The organism is Nocardioides sp. (assembly GCF_035547795.1).
In the GTDB taxonomy this organism is placed as follows: domain Bacteria; phylum Actinomycetota; class Actinomycetes; order Propionibacteriales; family Nocardioidaceae; genus Nocardioides.
This window is the reverse complement of record NZ_DASZUF010000054.1, coordinates 1-15,954: the sequence shown is the minus strand read 5'-3', so window position 1 is coordinate 15,954 and position 15,954 is coordinate 1. Positions and strand designations below refer to the sequence as shown.

The following is a 15,954-nucleotide window of genomic DNA, read 5'->3' as shown; positions in this document are numbered from 1 at the left end:
GGAGCCGACGCTGACCATCGTCACCAACGCGATCAACATCGCCGCCCAGCTCGCCATGCGGCCGCAGCTCAAGACGGTCGTGACCGGCGGCGTGGTGCACCCACGCTCCTACGAGCTCACCGGCCCCTACGGCGACCTGGTACTGCAGCGGCTCACCCTCGACATCGCCTTCGTCGGGATCAACGGCATCGACCCCGAGACCGGGCCGACGGTGCATCACGAGGGCGAGGCGGCGGTCAACGCGCTGCTGGCCGCCCGGGCCGCCCGGGCCGTCCTGGTCGCCGACTCCTCCAAGATCGGGCACCGAGCCTTCGCCACCCTGGGCGGGCCGGGCCTGTTCGACACGCTCATCACCGACGCCGGGATCACCGCCGCCCAGCGCGCGGCCCTGACCGAGGCGGGCTACGAGGTGGTGGTCGCATGACGCTGATCCACGGTGCGCGCAAGGTCGACGCCGCCGGCGTAGTCGAGGACTTCTGGGTCCACTTCGACGGGGACGCCATCGCCGCCACGGGGGTGGGAGCGCCTCCGTCGTACTCCGGCGAGAGGGTCGACGCCGCCGGGCGCTGGCTCGCCCCGGGCTTCGTCGACCTGCACTGCCACGGCGCCGGTGGCGCCAGCTTCGACGACGGCGTGGACGCCATCGAACGGGCGCTGGCGGTCCACCGTGCGCACGGCACCACCCGGTCGGTGATCAGCCTGGTCGCCAATCCACTCGAGGACCTGGAGTCGTCGCTGGCTGGGATCGCGGAGCTGACCCGGCGCGACCCGCTGGTCCTCGGGTCCCACCTGGAGGGGCCGTTCCTGGCGGCCGAGCGCAAGGGGGCGCACAACCCGGCGTACCTGCTGGCGCCGAGCCCGCCCGCGGTCGACCGGTTGATCCGGGCGGCCGACGGAACGCTGCGCCAGCTCACCCTCGCGGTCGAGCTGCCCGGGGCACCGGCGGCGATCACGCGGCTGCGCGAGGCGGGTGTGCTGGTGGCCGTCGGGCACACCGAGGCGGACGAGATGCAGGCACAGCGTGCCTTCGACGCCGGCGCGTCGCTGCTCACCCATGTCTTCAACGCGATGCGCGGCATCGGCCACCGCGACCCCGGCCCGGTGGTGGCGGCGCTGCAGGACGAACGGGTCACGGCCGAGCTGATCCTGGACGGCGTGCACGTGCATCCCGACGTCGCCCGGCTGGTGTTCCGCGCGGCGCCGGGCCGGGTGGCGCTGATCACCGACGCGATGGCCGCCGCCGGCGAGCCCGACGGCCGCTACCGGCTGGGCAGCCTGGACGTCGACGTCACCGGTGGGGTCGCCCGGCTGTGTTCGCCGGACGGCGCCCTCGGCTCGATCGCCGGCTCCACCCTCACCCTCGACGGCGCGCTGGCCCGGGCGGTGGACATCGTCGGCCTCTCCCCCACCGACGCGGTCGCCGCGCTCACCCTCGTGCCGGCCCGCGCCCTCGGCCTCGACTCCTCGCTCGGCCTGCTCGAGCCGGGGTACGCCGCCGACGCGGTGTTGCTCTCAGCCGATTGGCTCGTCGACGAGGTCTGGGCGGCCGGGCGTCGGGTCGGCTCAGCGCTGGGGTAGTCCGGGGAGAAACGGTCTATTACTGGCCAGTAAATCGACCGTTTCTCCCCGAACTACCCCGACCCGTCACGCGACATCCACCCCGACGTCCCCCGCGGTCCATCCGGCGGGCAGATCGTGGTGGCATGCGGATCGCGCTGGTCACCGACACGTTCTATCCCGCCGTCGACGGCACCACGACCACCATCAAGGCCGTCGCGGACCGGCTGATCGAGACCGGGCACGAGGTGCGCTTCGTGGCACCGGGGCCCGGCCTGTCGACGTACAACCGCAGCACGGTCGTGCGGGTCAGCCCGCTGGCGAAGCCGGGCGGCCAGGTGCGCGCCGCGCTGGAGGAGTTCGGGCCCGATCTGGTGCACGTGGCCAACCCCGGTCGGCTCGGCCGCAAGGCCCTCAAGCACGCTCACGACCTCGGCCTGCGCAGCCTCGTGGTGCAGCAGTCCCCGGTCTCCGACGATTGGCGCGGCCGGGTCGCCGAGCACGCCGACCGGGTCGTGGTGACGGCGCCATGGATGGTCGCCCGGCTGGCCGGGCTCGCCGTCGAAGCGGCGCTGTGGGCGCCCGGCGTGGACGCCGCCGCATTCAACCCGGGCCTGCGCGACCCGTGGCTGCACGACAAGTGGTCGCGGGCGCGGTCGACGCGCGGACCGCTCGTCGTCATCGGGTACGCCGGCGCCCTCGCCCGCCGTCACGACGTCCGCAACCTGACCGCCCTCAACCAGGTGCCCGGGATCCGCCCGGTGATCATCGGCGACGGCCCCCAGCGCGGCTGGCTGGCCCACCGGCTGCCGCACGCCCGGTTCACCGGACCGCTGGCCACCGGCGATCTGGCGGTCGCGCTGGCCACCCTCGACGTGCTGGTCCACCCCGGCCGGCAGGAGACCTGTTCACACACGCTGCGGGAGGCCGCCGCGAGCGGGGTTCCGGTGGTGGCCCCTCGCGGCGGGGGCGCAGTCGACGTCGTACGCCATCTGGAGAACGGCCTGCTCTACGACCCCGCCGCCGAGCAGGGCCTGGCTGACGCGGTGGCAGCCGTGGCCGCCGACCCGCGCCGCCGGCTCCTGGGACAGCGCGGCCGGGAGCTGGCCCTGGTCCGCGACTGGCGTGGCGCCGTCGACGAGCTGGTGGCCACGCACTATCCCTCGCCCGGTCGGCACTGGCCCGTTCGGGCCATAGCCTTGACCGCTGCCGGCTCCTAGCGTCGAGGCGTGATCACACTCCCACGCCTCGGCGCCATCGGCGCCGCCCTGCTCGTCGGCACCGCCGTGGCCCTGACCACCGCCTCGCCCGCGCACGCCCAGGCCACCCGCACCTGGGTGTCGGGGGTCGGCGACGACGCCAACCCGTGCTCACGCACCGCACCCTGCAAGACGTTCGCCGGAGCGATCAGCAAGACCGCCGCCGGCGGCGAGATCGACGCCCTCGACCCGGGCGGCTTCGGCGCGCTGACGATCACCAAGTCGATCACCATCGACGGCGGCGGCTTCATCGCCGGCGTGCTGACCGCCGGCACGAACGGCATCGTGATCCAGGCCGGCACCGACGACAACGTCGTCCTGCGCAACCTCGACCTCCAGGACGGCACCACCACACCGAGCAACTGTGCACTCAGCGGGGTGCGCGTCGTCAGCGCCCGGTCGGTGCAGATGGAGCACGTGAGCATCGTCGACTACGACAACGGGATCTCGCTGCCCCTCACCGGCAGCTCCCCGGACGTGTACGTCGACACCACGCTCGACGACGTGTCCATCAAGAACACCCGCTGCGCCGGGATCGACGCGGCCCCCGACACCGGGCACCTCGCCCGGGTGGCGCTCTCCCGCAGCATCCTGACCCAGGACAACACCGCCTACGTCGCCGGCCCCGGGTCGGAGTCCTGGCTGAGCGGCTCCAGCGTCGTGCTCAACAACACCGGGCTGAGCAACACCGGCGGGATCCTGCACGACGCCTGCGGCAACACGGTGTCGGGCAACGCCACCGACGGGACGTTCGACGACCACGCCACGGGATGCGCGCCGCCGAGCACGTCGACCTCCAGCCCCGGCCAGTCCGGGTCCACCGCCTCGGCCGGCGGCGCCGCACCGGCGCCGAGCTATTGCGTCGTACCGAAGCTGAAGGGCCGGACGAGGGCCACCGCGGCGAAGGCGCTGCGGGCGGCCCACTGCACCCTCGGCAAGGTGAAGAAGCAGAAGGGCACGAAGGCGAAGAGAGGCAAGGTCCGGCGCCAGGGCATCCCGGCGGGCACGTCGGTCAAGCCCGGCACCGCCGTGACGATCGTGCTGGGCCGTTAGTTCCCGTTCTCAGGTGACCAGCCGGTAACCGGGCGTATCTCACATCGCCCCGACGACCGTTACTCCCGTCACAGCGAGTACGGTGCTGTCCCGTGGCAACGACCGAACTCGTCAAGGGAGTGCGTTCGACGCGCTCGACGATCGCGCTGAAGCTGGCCATGGCCACCAGCGGGATCATCTTCATCCTCTTCGTGCTGGTGCACATGTACGGCAACCTGAAGGCCTTCTCCGGCCACGACGCCTACGACACGTACGCCGAGCACCTGCGCACCATCGGGACCCCGATGCTGCCGCGCGTCGGCGCACTGTGGGTGGTCAGGGTCGTGCTGATCCTGAGCGTGATCACCCACGTGTGGTCCGCCGCGGTGCTGTGGCGCCGCGCGAACCAGGCGCGCACGGTGCGCTACCAGGTGAAGCGGAACCTGGCCTCCTCGATCTCGAGCCGCACCATGCGCTGGGGTGGGCTGACGATCCTGCTGTTCGTCATCTGGCACCTGATCGAGTTCACCATCGGCAAGGTCAACATCAAGGGCGGCGCCAAGAACGACCCCTACAACCTGCTCGTGGACAGCTTCTCCGGCAGTTCCTGGTGGATGGTGGTCATCTACCTGCTCGCGCTGCTGGCCCTCGCTCTCCACCTGCACCACGGCACGTTCAGCGCCTGCCAGACGCTCGGCTGGACCAACACCGCCGCCTCGCGCGCCCGGGCTCGCATCTTCGGGTGGGTGCTCGCGATCGTGATCGCCGGCGGCTTCGCCCTGGTTCCGATCTTCATCGCCGCCGGCGTCATCACCAAGTAAGGATCGAAGAGACAGATGGCATCCTCCACCGCAGACCTCTCCGGTCTCGTCGCGCACAACGAGCCTCCGGTCCAGAAGTCCGACGACGCGGCCGGCTACTACACCCTCGGCGAGAAGCTGGTCGACCCGAAGGCTCCCACCGGCCCGATCAAGGACCGCTGGACCAACCGCAAGTTCGAGAACCGCCTGGTCAACCCGGCCAACCGGCGCAAGCTCGAGGTCATCATCGTCGGCACCGGCCTGGCCGGCGGCGCCGCGGCCGCCACGCTCGGCGAGGCGGGCTACAACGTGAAGTCGTTCTGCTACCAGGACTCCCCGCGGCGGGCGCACTCCATCGCCGCGCAGGGTGGCATCAACGCCGCGAAGAACTACAAGGAGGACGGCGACTCGGTCTACCGCCTCTTCTACGACACCGTGAAGGGCGGCGACTACCGCTCCCGCGAGTCGAACGTCTACCGCCTGGCCGAGGTCAGCGCGAACATCATCGACCAGTGCGTCGCCCAGGGCGTGCCGTTCGCCCGCGAGTACGGCGGTCTGCTCGACAACCGCTCCTTCGGCGGCGTCCAGGTCTCCCGGACGTTCTACGCGCGCGGCCAGACCGGTCAGCAGCTGCTGCTCGGCGCCTACCAGGCGATGGAGCGTCAGGTCGCCGCCGGCACGGTGACCGCCTACACCCGCCACGAGATGCTCGACGTGATCATCGTCGACGGCCGGGCCCGCGGCATCATCGCGCGCAACATGGTCACCGGCGAGATCGAGACCCACCTCGCGGACGCGGTCGTCCTGGCCACCGGTGGCTACGGCAACGTGTACTACCTGTCGACCAACGCGATGGGCTCCAACGTCACCGCCGCCTGGCGCGCGCACCGCAAGGGCGCCTACATGGCCAACCCCTGCTACACGCAGATCCACCCGACCTGCATCCCGGTGACCGGCGCCCACCAGTCGAAGCTGACCCTGATGTCGGAGTCGCTGCGCAACGACGGTCGGATCTGGGTGCCCAAGCGCGTCGAGGACTGCGACAAGGACCCGCGCGAGATCCCCGAGGAGGACCGCGACTACTTCCTCGAGCGGATCTACCCCTCCTTCGGCAACCTGGTCCCCCGCGACATCGCCTCGCGCGCCGCGAAGTACATGTGCGACGAGGGCCGCGGTGTCGGTCCCGAGGTCGACGAGGTGGACAAGGACGGCAACCCGATCAAGCGCCGCCGGGGCGTCTACCTCGACCTGACCGCCGCCATCCAGCGTCTGGGCAAGGCCGCGATCGAGGAGAAGTACGACAACCTCCTCGACATGTACGAGCGCATCACCGGGGAGGACCCCTACCAGGTCCCGATGCGCATCTACCCGGCGGTGCACTACGTCATGGGCGGGCTGTGGGTCGGCTACGACCTGCAGACCAACATCGACGGCCTGTTCTGTGCCGGCGAGGCGAACTTCTCCGATCACGGCGCGAACCGCCTCGGCGCCTCCGCGCTGATGCAGGGCCTCTCCGACGGCTACTTCGTCCTGCCGAACACCATCCGCGACTACCTCGCCGACGGCCCGTTCGAGAAGATCGACGAGAGCCACCCGGCGGTGGTCGAGGCCCGCACCGCGGTGCAGGAGCAGATCGACAAGTTCCTCTCCATCAACGGCACCCGCTCGGTCGAGTCCATCCACAAGGAGCTCGGCCAGATCATGTGGGAGTACTGCGGCATGGAGCGGACCAAGGAGGGCCTGATCGAGGCCATCGGCAAGATCCGCGAGCTCAAGAAGGAGTTCTGGACCAACGTCAAGGTCCTCGGTTCGGCCGACTCCCTCAACCAGGACCTGGAGAAGGCCGGCCGCGTCGCCGACTTCATCGAGCTCGGCGAGCTGATGTGCATCGACGCGCTCAACCGGCGCGAGTCCTGCGGCGGCCACTTCCGCGCCGAGTCGCAGACGCCTGACGGCGAGGCGCTGCGCCACGACGACGAGTTCGCCTACGTCGCGGCCTGGGAGTGGGGCGGTGACTCGCTCGAGGGCGGGAAGCCGGTCCTGCACAAGGAAGACCTGATCTACACGGCCATCGAGATGAAGCAGCGGAGCTACAAGTGAACCTGACCCTCAAGATCTGGCGGCAGGCCAACGCGACCGCTGCCGGCGCCATGCACACCTACACGCTCGAGGGCGTGTCGGAGGACATGAGCTTCCTGGAGATGCTGGATCTCCTCAACGAGAAGCTGGTGACCAACGGCGAGGAGCCGGTGGCGTTCGACTCCGACTGTCGCGAGGGCATCTGCGGCATGTGCTCGCTGATGATCAACGGCCAGGCGCACGGCCCGGAGGTCACCACCACCTGCCAGCTGCACATGCGCTCGTTCAAGGACGGCGACGTCATCACGATCGAGCCCTGGCGCGCGGACCCGTTCCCGGTGGTGAAGGACCTGGTCGTGGACCGCTCGGCGTTCGACCGGATCATCCAGAACGGTGGCTACATCTCGGCCAACACCGGCTCGGCGCCCGAGGCCAACTCGGTGCCGGTCCAGCGCGACAAGGCGATGCGGTCCTTCAACATGGCCACCTGCATCGGCTGCGGCGCCTGCGTGGCGGCCTGCCCGAACGGCTCGGCCTCGCTGTTCCTCGGCGCCAAGATCACCCACCTGGGTGAGCTGCCGCAGGGCCAGCCGGAGCGCTACACCCGCGTCGCCTCCATGGTCGCCCAGCACGACCACGAGGGCTTCGGCGGCTGCACCAACATCGGCGAGTGCGCCGCGGCCTGCCCCAAGGAGATCCCGCTCGACGTGATCTCGCAGCTCAACAAGGACCTGCGGCACGCGATGAAGCAGGGCCTCTGACCCTCGCCGAGAGGTCACCTTTCGCGCGTTGAGAAGTCACTTGCGGCCGGTCGAGAGGTCACCTTTCGCGCGTTGACGAGTCACTTGCTGTGATGGTGCCCCGTCCGGTCTGACCGGGCGGGGCGTCGTCGCGTCTGCGGTACGGCGGCGGCGCTGGCGGAGGTCGGCCTCCGGTGGCGACCCTGGTCGGGGGCGGTCGTCCGGCGCGGATCTTGGGCCGGGTGGGGCCTGGTGGGCGGCGGAGCGAGGTCGGCAGTATGGGCGAGGGCGCCATGTGGCTGAAAGTGACCCCTCACGCCGCCAAAGGTGACCTCTCAACGCGCCGAAAGTGACCTCTCAACGGGAGCGGAGGGCCTTCAGACCGAGGGCGGCGAGCACTCCGCCGATGATCGAGTTGACCACGATCAGCACCGCGTGCGCGATGTAGTAGGGGCGCGGGCGGTGTTGGTCGGGGTCCAGCGCGGTCTTGCGCAGGTTCTTGGCGAAGTTGGACCAGATCACGATGTTCCACACGCCGATGACCAGCAGCAGCGCTCCGTCGCGCTTCTCGAGCTTCACTTCTTCCTCCTCAGTACGCCGAGCATCCCGGCCAGGACTGCCATCGTCGCAGCGCCGGCCGCGAACGCCGCGGCCGGGGTCGGCCGCCGCTCCGGCGGCACCACCTCCAGCGTGGGCAGCCGCGGGCCCTGGACCGGCGCCGTCTCACCCTGCGACGGTCGCTCCGGCTCCGTGGTGAGCGCGTAGGCCGCGGCGTACAGGGTCACGCGGGAGAAGTAGTTGATCCACACCAGCAGGATCAGTGAGATCCCGAAGGCCTGGAACGCCGGCTGTCCCTTGGTGGAGGCCAGCAACAACCCGGAGAGCTGCTTGAGCACCTCGAAGCCGACGCCGCCCAGGGCAGCGCCGGCCCACAGCGACCGTTGCCGGAGGCGCGGCTCGGCGAGCAGCACGAACATGGCGTAGAACAGCAGCGCGTTGGCCGCCAGACCGAGCACGAGGGTGAACAGCCAGACCAGCCAGCCGAGCTGGTGGGAGGCGCCGATCCAGTCCAGCACGTTGTCGGAGAAGCCCCGCACGAACCCCGTCACCGCCACCGCGACCAGCAGCACCAGGCCGAGCACGACCAGGGTGACCAGGTCGCGCAGCTTGCCGATGACGAAGTTCGGCCGCTCGCGACCGGGCACGCAGAACACGGTGAGCAACGCCGAGCGCAGTGACGAGACCCAGCCGAGCCCGGCGTACAGGACGCCGACGAGGCCGACCAGCCCGACAGCGCCGGCCGCCGACTGGATCTGCTTCATCGAGATCTGGCCGTCCTTGGCACCGACCAGCCCCGGCAGGATCGAGTCGATCGCCTGGTGCAGGTCGTGCCGCGCTCCGGGGTAGACGTGCGCGATCAGCCCGACCGCGAAGAAGCTCAGCGCCAGGATCGGGAAGAACGACAGGAAGCCGAAGTAGGTCACCGCGCCGGCCTGCTGCGAGGCGCCGGTGCGGCCGTAGTGCTCCTGCATCCGCACCAGATGGTCGATCCAGGGCCGACGGGCGCGAACCTCGGCGACCCGCGCCGTGAGCCTCTCCGTGAGGGAGGCCATCAGCTCCGGACGACCGACTGCAGGCCGAAGCGCCGACGCGGCACCCACCCGGCGGCGTCGTCGTGGACGTAGAGCGTGAAGGCGTCGACGGTGAACCGCGCCTCGAACGTCGCCAGGTCGGTGAACGCCCGGTCCAAGACGTCGTCGTCGAGCTCGTGGGCGACTGTCACGTGCGGGTGGTAGGGGAAGTTGAGGTCGACGCCGAGCGGACCGCTGCGCACCGCGCGCTCCAGCCGCTCGCACCCCGAGATGCCCTCGATGAGCGCGAGGAACACCACCGGCGAGAGCGGCCGGAACGTGGCCGTTCCCCGCAGGTGTACGACGAACGGCGCCACCGCGCTGCCCGCCTTCGTCAGGTGCTCCTCGATGTCGGCCGCGACGGCGGGGTCCAGGTCGACCGGTGGCACCAGCGTGATGTGCGGTGGGATCAGCTCGGCCATGGGGTCGCCGATCGACTCCCGGTATGCCTGGAGCTGACCACCCCATGGCTCCGGGATCGGGATCGCGACGCCGATCGTGCGCACGTCCCCGACCTTAGCGAGTCGAAGGCACGAAGCCGACCCGCTCGTACACGTCGGCGAGGGTCCGCGCCGCGACCGCGCGGGCCTTGGCGGCGCCGTCGGCGAGCACCTGGTCGAGGTAGCCGCGGTCGTCGAGCAACTCCAGCGTGCGGGTGCGGAACGGCGTGACGAACTCGACCACCACCTCGGCCAGGTCCTTCTTGAAGTCGCCGTAGCCACGACCGGCGTACTTCTCCTCCAGGGTGGGGATCTCGACGTCGGTCAGCGCGGAGTAGATCCGCAGCAGGTTGGAGACGCCGGGCTTGGTGCTCTCGTCGAAGCGCACCTCGGTCTGGGAGTCGGTGACGGCGCTGCGGATCTTCTTGGCGCTGACCTTCGGGTCGTCGAGCATGTCGATGATGCCGCCCGGCGACGACGCGGACTTCGACATCTTGCTCGTCGGGTCCTGCAGGTCGTAGATCTTCGCCGTCTCCTTGAGGATGTAGGGCTCGGGGAGGCGGAAGGTCTTCTTGTAGCGGCTGTTGAACCGCTGGGCCAGGTCGCGGGTCAGCTCCAGGTGCTGGCGCTGGTCCTCACCCACCGGCACGTACTGCGGCCGGTAGAGCAGGATGTCGGCCGCCATCAGCATCGGGTAGGCGAACAGGCCGACGCTGGCCGCGCCCTCGCCGTACTTGGCGGACTTGTCCTTGAACTGCGTCATCCGCCGCGCCTCGCCGAAGCCGGTCAGGCACTGCAGCACCCAACCGAGCTCGGCGTGCTCGGGCAGGTGGGACTGGATGAAGATCGCGCTGCGCTCGGGATCGACGCCGGCAGCGATCAGCTGGGCGACGGCACGCAGGGTGCGCTGACGCAGCACCTTCGGGTCCTGCTCGACGGTGATCGCGTGCAGGTCGGCGATGAAGAAGAACGGCTCGTAGCCCTCCTGGAGGTCCGCCCAGTTCCGCACCGCGCCGAGGTAGTTGCCGAGGTGGTAGCTGTCGGCGGTCGGCTGGATCCCCGAGAGGACCCGAGGCCGCGCGGCGGGGGCGGTACTGTCGGGCATGACCCCATTGTGTCAGGGTGCGGACATGATCGACGTCCCCACCCTGACCGACGGCGTCGTGACGCTGCGGGCGCACGTCGCCGCCGACCTGCAGCGCGCGTGGGAGCAGTGTCAGGACGCGGAGTCGATCCGGTGGACGACCGTGCCGGTGCCCTACTCCCACGCCGACGCCGCGGACTTCCTCGCCGCCATGCCGAGGCTGTGGGAGTCCGACCGGGAGTGGATCTTCGCGGTCGAGTACGACGGCGCCTACGGCGGCACGGTCTCGCTGCGCAACGAGGGTTCGCACCGGGCCGAGATCGCCTACGGCTCCCACCCCGCCGTGCGCGGCGTACGGGTCGACGGTGTCACCGTGATGGAGCGGGCGCTGCGGCTGCTGCTGGTCTGGGGCTTCGCCGCGCGCGGGCTCGAGACGGTGATCTGGTGGGCGCACCAGGGCAACTGGGCCTCGCGCCGGCTGGCCTGGAAGGTCGGCTTCGCGTTCGTGCCGGGCGTGGTCCCGGCGTGGCTGCCGCAGCGCGGCCAACTGCGGGACGCCTGGCTCGGGACGCTGCGCCGAGGGGCCTCGCTGGCGCCCGGTGCCGCATGGCCAGCCGACGTAGTCGCCCGGTAGGTCAGCCGACCAGCTCAGCGGTTTCGGCGACGGTGCGCCGGTGCAGCGAGACGCTGCCCAGCAGGATCACCACACCGATCACGGCCAACCCGGCACCGGCCAGGGCCGGAGCCCGATAGCTGTAGCCGGCGTCGATCACCACCGCGCCGATCCAGGCGCCGAGCGCGTTCGCCATGTTGAGCGCGGCATGCATCATCGCCGCACCCAACGTCACGGCGTCGCCGGCCACGTCCATCAGCCGGACCTGCATCGAGGTCGCCACCACCGAGCCGATCAGGGTCACCAGGAAGACCACCGGCCACAGCAGCCAGCCGACCGGTGCGACCAGCCAGTACACCAGCATGATCCCGATGCTGCCCGCGCTGAAGAGCACCAGCGTCTTCAGCACCGACCAGCGGGCGAGCTCACCGGCCAGCCACGTCCCCGCGACCATGCCGAGCCCGAAGCCGAGCACGAAGACGGGCGTCCAGCCCTGTGCCAGGTGCGCGACGGTGGTGACGGTCTTGGCGATGTAGGAGTACGTCGCGAACAGCCCACCGAAGCCGAGCGCCCCGGCGACCATGGTCAGCCACACCTGCGCGTTGGTGAAGAAAGCCCGCGCCTCGCGTCGCCCGGTCGCGCCGGGCACCGCCGACGTCTGCGGCACGAAGCGCCACACCATCGTGACCGTGATCGCGGCCAGCACCGCGGAGACGACGTACGGCGCCCGCCAGCCGGCGTGCTCCCCCAGCCAGGTGCTGACCGGCACGCCGACCACGTTGGCGACCGACAGGCCGAGCATGACCCGGGCGACGGCGCGGCCCCGATGCCGCGGATCGGCCAGCGACGCCGCGACCAGGGAGGCGACGCCGAAGTAGGCGCCGTGTGGTAGGCCGTCGAGGAAGCGGGCCAAGAAGAGCAGTCCGTAGGACGACGCGACGGCGCTGAGCAGATTGAACGCGCCGTAGGCGCCCATCAGCGCCAGCAGCAGGCCCTTGCGCGGCAGCGCGGCGCCGAACAGGCTCAGGATCGGGACGCCCACGACCACACCGAGCGCGTACGCCGAGATCACGTGGCCGGCGGTCGGCACCGACACCCCCACGCCACGGGCCACCTCGGGCAGGATGCCCATGGTCTGGAACTCGGTGGTGCCGATCGCGAACCCGCCCACGGCCAGCGCCAGCACCGCCCAGCCGTAGTGCGGCGTACGGGTGCGAGGCGCCTCGGACACGGGTGCGGAGACGGTCATCTGCTCGCTTTCGATCGGTCCGGGGCCTGGCACGAGTGTGCAACCTCCGGACCGCCGGGGCCTATTCCGCGATCGCCCCCGGGATCAGCCCCACCAGAACGACGCCGCGACGACGCCGTACACACCGATCAGGGAGGCGCCCTCGAGCCAATTGGACTCGCCGTCGACGGTGATCACCACCGCGATCAGCACCGCCAGGAAGACGGCGACCACGAGCATCGGCGAGAACACCAGCGTGAGCGCGGTGAAGCCGAGGACCTGCGACAGGATCACCAGGGCCGGCGCGAGTGCCAACGCGATCTGCAGCGGCGAGTTGATGATCAGCGAGAACGAGTAGTCCGACTGGTTGCGCGCGGCCAGCTGGACGCCGACGACGTTCTCGATCGCGTTGCCGGCGATCGCCACGATGACCAGGCCGGCGAAGGTGTCGGAGACGTGCCAGGCGTCCATCGCCGGCTGCAGCGCGTCCACGAACCAGTCCGAGACGAACGCCGCCGCCAGACCCGCGCCCGCGAGCATCCCGACCGCCAGCGGGACCGACCACCGGGGCGGCTCGGACTGCTCGGTCATCGGAGCGTTGAGGCCACCCTCGCGTCTGAGCGAGGCCGGCAGCGAGAGCGCGAAGAGCAGCAGCAGGATGACCGCGGCGATGTCCGAGAGCGCCTTCTCGTGCGAGCCGGCCGGGGTGTGGATCCAGTGCGCCAGCGACGGGAACACCAGCGCCACCACCGCGACGATCATCAGCACCGAGATGCTGCGGGCGCGCTGGGAGTCGATCGACTGCGAGCCGTACCTGACCCCGCCGACCACGAACGCGATGCCCATGACGAGCAGCAGGTTGGCCAGGATCGACCCGATCAGCGCGGCCTGGACCACCCCGACCAGGCCAGCCTTGAGTGCGAACAGCGAGATGAACAGCTCCGGAAGGTTGCCCAGCGCGCTCTGCAGCACGCCGGTCGCACCAGGCCCGAACCGGTCGCCGAGCTGCTCCACGCTGCGGCCCACCAGGCTGGCCAGCGCGGTGACGGCGACGCCGGCGAGCACGAACGCGAGCGCTGCCGGCCAGTCCAGGTAGTGCGCCAGCCCGGCCAGGACCACCGCGGCGGCACCACCGCCGAGCAGGATCAGGTCGGACCTCACGAACGTCGGCTGCTCCGCGGTCATAGCGGCACCCTATCGGTGGGCCTCGGCCACTCGACCCGCCGAAAGTGACCTCTCAACCCGCCGAAAGTGACCTCTCGACCCGCCGAAAGTGACCTCTCAACCGGCGAGGTGGGCCCAGTCGCTCGCGAGCTCGCTCCAGGGGCCCCTCGCCGCCACTTCGCCATCGACCAAGACGACCACCGTGTCGGCCTGGGCCAGCGCCGCCCGCTTGGAGGTCGCGCCGACCACGGTGGTGTGCCGCTCCCGGAGCGCCTGCCACAGCTCGATCTCGGTGGCGGCGTCCAGAGCGCTGGAGACGTCGTCGGCCAGCAGCAGCTCGGTGTCGGCCGCCAGCGCCCGGGCCAGCGCCAGGCGCTGCACCTGCCCACCGGAGAGCCGGACGCCGCGGTGCCCCACGACCGCGTCCGGCCCGCCCGCGTCGGCGACGTCCTGGCTCAGCCGGGCGTCGGCGACGGGCTGGTCGAAGGCCCGGTCGAAGCCGAGCGCGACGTTGTCGCGGAACGTCCCGGACAGCACCCGCGGCACCTGGGCCACGTGCGCGACCTGGGCCGGGCGCAGGAACGCCTCGGCGTCGCTCACCTCGGTGTCGTTCCATCGGATCGAGCCGGTGTGGTCGAGCAGGCCGGCCAGCGCCGAGAGCAGGCTGGACTTGCCCGACCCGACCTGGCCGAGCAGCAGCACCAGCTCGCCGCGTTCGACGCTCAGGTCGACGCCGCTGACCCCGATGGTGCCGTCGTCGTGCACGACTGTCACGCCATCGAGGTGCAGCCGGTCCAGGCGATGCCGGGGCGGCGCGACCGGATCAGGAGCCAGACCCGCGACCAGGTCGACACCGGGCGGCATCAGCATCAGGTCACCGCCGCCGGCGAACCGACTGGTGGCCCGCTGCCAGGCCGCCACCCCGGGCGCCTCGGTGACGACCGCGCCGGCCACCCGGCCGAACCAGTCGAAGCCGTTGACCGCGTTGGCGACCAGCAGCGCCGTGGCCAGGCCCCAGACGTGGCCGAGGAAGAGGGCCCAGGCAGCGACCACGCCGATCTGGACGAGCACGATCGGGATGCCGTCGAGCAGGGTCTGCACCCGGTGCTCGAACACCGCGGCCTCGACGCGGCCGGAGTCGACCTCGCGCAGGTGCGCGTGGACCTCCGGCGTACGGCCGGCGAGCTTGACGGTGCGGGCCGACTCCACCGCGGAGACCACCGCCCGGCCGAAGCGAGCCCGGGCGGTCGAGGACTTCGCGGCCGAACGGCCGGCGATGGGCCGCCCGATCGAGGACGCGAGCGCGCTGGTGGCCATCACCGCGAGCAGGATGCCGCCGGCGAGCACGGTGCCTCCGGCGATCATCGTGATGATGGCGATCAGCAGGCCATTGCTGAAGTCGATCCAGCGGTCGGAGTAGCGAGCCAGCCGGTCGGCGTCCATCGAACGGGCCACCACCTCGCCCGGCGGCGTGCGCGGCAGCCGACGGGTGCGGATCTGGCCGAGGAGCACGGACATCCGCACCCGCAGCATCACCTCGACCCACCAGCGCGGATAGCGCCGGAACGCGTCGGCGAGCACCACCGGCGCGATCACCAGCAGGACGACCAGGACGACGGTCAGCCCGGTCGGGGTCTCGTGATCGGTCAGCGACTGCACGATCCGGCCCCAGACATAGCCGGTGATGGCGCCCAGCGGTGCGAAGACCGAGCCGACCAGGAACTCGAGCACCGAGAACAGGCCCCACCACGGCTTGAGCTTCATCGCCTTCCAGGTGCCACGCACCAGCGAGAGGCCTGCCGGGATGCGGGGACGCTGCGGCGCCTGGCCGGTCCGCCGGCGCCCACCGACGGCGCCGTCCGTGGCGGCGGCAGCGGCCGCCTCGATGGTGTCGGCGGCGCCGAAGTCCTCGGTCGCGCTCGCGACCAGCAGGCGCTGGAACGGCCCGTCGACCGCCGCCAGCTCGTCGCGCATGCCGTGCTGGATGACCCGGCCGTGGTCGAGTACGGCGACCATCTCGGCACGCTCGATCGTGCTCAGCCGGTGCGCGACCAGCACACCGGTACGCCGAGCGAGCAGCCGGTCGGCCGCGGCCACGACCCGGCTCTCGGTGAGCGGGTCCATCCGGGCGGTGGCCTCGTCGAGCACCACTACTTGGACGTGGCGCACCAGCAGCCGCGCGAACGCCACCAGCTGCTCCTCGCCCGCCGAGAGGCTGGTGCCACCGGGGCCGAGCAGCGTGTCGAGGCCCTCGGGCAGCCCGGCGACCCAGTCGGTCAGGCCGAGCTCGTCCACCGCCGCCTCGATCTCCGCGCGCGGGGTGGCGG

At 71.0% G+C, this 15,954-nt stretch carries 15 protein-coding genes; 8 read left to right on the top strand and 7 right to left on the bottom strand.

The window, feature by feature from the left end:
• From VHA72_RS04335 to VHA72_RS04305, 7 genes are all read left to right on the top strand, one after another.
• Positions 1–424: DeoR/GlpR family DNA-binding transcription regulator (locus VHA72_RS04335; protein ID WP_524538568.1), on the top strand; the 424-nt coding region annotated here is incomplete at its 5' end.
• The gene (gene nagA, locus VHA72_RS04330; protein ID WP_325573214.1) at positions 421–1,578 is read left to right on the top strand and encodes an N-acetylglucosamine-6-phosphate deacetylase; all 1,158 of its coding nucleotides are present in this window, start codon (positions 421–423) and stop codon (positions 1,576–1,578) included. The genes VHA72_RS04335 and nagA, both read left to right, overlap by 4 nt.
• A gap of 125 nt (positions 1,579–1,703) precedes the next feature.
• Positions 1,704–2,777: a glycosyltransferase gene (locus tag VHA72_RS04325; RefSeq protein ID WP_325573213.1), complete on the top strand. Its 1,074-nt coding sequence runs from the start codon at positions 1,704–1,706 to the stop codon at positions 2,775–2,777.
• A 9-nt stretch (positions 2,778–2,786) separates the two neighbouring features.
• The gene (locus VHA72_RS04320) at positions 2,787–3,869 is read left to right on the top strand and encodes a PASTA domain-containing protein (protein WP_325573212.1); all 1,083 of its coding nucleotides are present in this window, start codon (positions 2,787–2,789) and stop codon (positions 3,867–3,869) included.
• Between the two features lie 92 nt (positions 3,870–3,961).
• Complete coding sequence (locus VHA72_RS04315; protein ID WP_325573211.1) at positions 3,962–4,669, top strand: succinate dehydrogenase cytochrome b subunit; 708 nt, start codon at positions 3,962–3,964, stop codon at positions 4,667–4,669.
• Between the two features lie 15 nt (positions 4,670–4,684).
• A complete protein-coding gene (locus tag VHA72_RS04310; RefSeq protein WP_325573210.1) occupies positions 4,685–6,748 on the top strand; it encodes a fumarate reductase/succinate dehydrogenase flavoprotein subunit in 2,064 nt (687 codons plus the stop codon).
• Entirely contained in the window at positions 6,745–7,488 is a 744-nt protein-coding gene (locus VHA72_RS04305; protein ID WP_325573209.1) for a succinate dehydrogenase/fumarate reductase iron-sulfur subunit, read from the top strand. Before VHA72_RS04310 ends, VHA72_RS04305 begins: the two co-directional genes overlap by 4 nt.
• A gap of 336 nt (positions 7,489–7,824) precedes the next feature.
• Here the strand turns inward: VHA72_RS04305 and VHA72_RS04300 are convergent, their stop codons facing one another.
• From VHA72_RS04300 to trpS, 4 genes are read right to left on the bottom strand one after another with little or no spacing between them, the layout of a single operon-like run.
• Positions 7,825–8,046 carry an SCO4848 family membrane protein gene (locus VHA72_RS04300; RefSeq protein WP_325573208.1) on the bottom strand — a complete coding sequence of 74 codons (222 nt, stop codon included), beginning with the start codon at positions 8,044–8,046 and terminating at the stop codon, positions 7,825–7,827.
• On the bottom strand, positions 8,043–9,080 hold the full coding sequence (locus tag VHA72_RS04295; protein WP_325573207.1) for a YihY/virulence factor BrkB family protein: 1,038 nt from the start codon (positions 9,078–9,080) through the stop codon (positions 8,043–8,045). Before VHA72_RS04295 ends, VHA72_RS04300 begins: the two co-directional genes overlap by 4 nt.
• Positions 9,080–9,604, bottom strand: coding sequence for a 2'-5' RNA ligase family protein (locus VHA72_RS04290; RefSeq protein WP_325573206.1), 525 nt, complete (start codon positions 9,602–9,604; stop codon positions 9,080–9,082). The genes VHA72_RS04295 and VHA72_RS04290 overlap by 1 nt, the downstream gene beginning before the upstream one ends.
• 10 nt (positions 9,605–9,614) lie before the next feature.
• On the bottom strand, positions 9,615–10,643 hold the full coding sequence (gene trpS, locus VHA72_RS04285) for a tryptophan--tRNA ligase (RefSeq protein WP_325573205.1): 1,029 nt from the start codon (positions 10,641–10,643) through the stop codon (positions 9,615–9,617).
• 25 nt (positions 10,644–10,668) lie between these two features.
• Here trpS and VHA72_RS04280 point away from each other — a divergent pair, with 25 nt between their 5' ends.
• A complete protein-coding gene (locus VHA72_RS04280; protein ID WP_325573204.1) occupies positions 10,669–11,256 on the top strand; it encodes a GNAT family N-acetyltransferase in 588 nt (195 codons plus the stop codon).
• A 1-nt stretch (position 11,257) separates the two neighbouring features.
• On the opposite strand, the gene VHA72_RS04275 is transcribed toward VHA72_RS04280, so the two are convergent.
• The 3 genes from VHA72_RS04275 to VHA72_RS04265 all read right to left on the bottom strand — a co-directional run.
• Entirely contained in the window at positions 11,258–12,466 is a 1,209-nt protein-coding gene (locus VHA72_RS04275) for an MFS transporter (protein WP_325573203.1), read from the bottom strand.
• A 102-nt stretch (positions 12,467–12,568) separates the two neighbouring features.
• Positions 12,569–13,648 carry a calcium/proton exchanger gene (gene cax, locus VHA72_RS04270; protein ID WP_325573202.1) on the bottom strand — a complete coding sequence of 360 codons (1,080 nt, stop codon included), beginning with the start codon at positions 13,646–13,648 and terminating at the stop codon, positions 12,569–12,571.
• A 96-nt stretch (positions 13,649–13,744) separates the two neighbouring features.
• The coding region (locus VHA72_RS04265) for an ATP-binding cassette domain-containing protein (protein WP_325573201.1) at positions 13,745–15,954 on the bottom strand (2,210 nt) is incomplete at its 5' end.

Coding starts and splice junctions, on each gene's coding strand:
- VHA72_RS04295 (WP_325573207.1), bottom strand. CDS start 9,080: ATGGCCTCCCTCACGGAGAGGCTCACGGCGCGGGTCGCCGAGGTTCGC.
- VHA72_RS04310 (WP_325573210.1), top strand. CDS start 4,685: ATGGCATCCTCCACCGCAGACCTCTCCGGTCTCGTCGCGCACAACGAG.
- VHA72_RS04325 (WP_325573213.1), top strand. CDS start 1,704: ATGCGGATCGCGCTGGTCACCGACACGTTCTATCCCGCCGTCGACGGC.
- cax (WP_325573202.1), bottom strand. CDS start 13,648: ATGACCGCGGAGCAGCCGACGTTCGTGAGGTCCGACCTGATCCTGCTC.
- trpS (WP_325573205.1), bottom strand. CDS start 10,643: ATGCCCGACAGTACCGCCCCCGCCGCGCGGCCTCGGGTCCTCTCGGGG.
- VHA72_RS04280 (WP_325573204.1), top strand. CDS start 10,669: ATGATCGACGTCCCCACCCTGACCGACGGCGTCGTGACGCTGCGGGCG.
- nagA (WP_325573214.1), top strand. CDS start 421: ATGACGCTGATCCACGGTGCGCGCAAGGTCGACGCCGCCGGCGTAGTC.